Here is a 695-nt window from a genome sequence, read left to right as displayed (position 1 = left end):
CCAGGCGGTCGAAGAACCGCCTGCTGAAGGCAATGTCTGTCATCTGGTCCTCACCTGGGTGCACCAATAACACAGGGCAACGCTTGAAATGCTCCGGCGCAATGGCAGGTGTTGTGGACATGATCGACTGAAGGAAAGATAGTGGAATGCCGGTTGCGCCTCCGAAGGGATCCTTTGCGACTATTCGCGAGAGTTCGGCGTTATTGGAGATGGCATAGAGCTTGGACAAGAGTCGTGCAGGTAGCCGAAGACCTGTCATGAGAGCGGGTGCTCGTTGTACCAGATGGAGCGTTAAACGGCTCAAGCGCACGAAACGCGATATGCCTGCAGCCACTTCCGCATCTGTCATATCGACGAAGGCTGTTGCTATCAGTCCTGATACATTCGCTTTGCAAGCGACATGATAGGCAACCATTCCACCGAGGCTCAAACCAAACAGAACAATAGGTCGGGGATCACGTAGCAACTCAGCCTCAACGATGTCTTGCAGGCATTCTGTCCATTCGGAGAAAATGAATCGATTCCTGGGGTTGCTGGTCAGACCGTAACCTGGAAGGTCTGGTGAGACGACCTCGCATAAATCCGGCCGGAAAGGAGCACCAAACCCCAGAACAATCCGGCCATAACCGCCGATGCCATGGACCACCACGAGCTTCAGCGGTGCTTCCGGAGCTGCAAGCCGATCAACATGCACT

At 54.4% G+C, this 695-nt stretch carries 1 protein-coding gene; it reads right to left on the bottom strand.

Annotation, left to right across the window (positions count from 1 at the left end):
• The coding region (locus MRX98_RS21870) for an alpha/beta hydrolase (RefSeq protein ID WP_246915325.1) at positions 1 to 695 on the bottom strand (695 nt) is incomplete at both ends.

The organism is Desulfatitalea alkaliphila (assembly GCF_022968795.1).
GTDB classification, from domain to species: domain Bacteria; phylum Desulfobacterota; class Desulfobacteria; order Desulfobacterales; family Desulfosarcinaceae; genus Desulfatitalea; species Desulfatitalea alkaliphila.
This window is presented reverse-complemented; position numbering and strand designations above follow the sequence as displayed.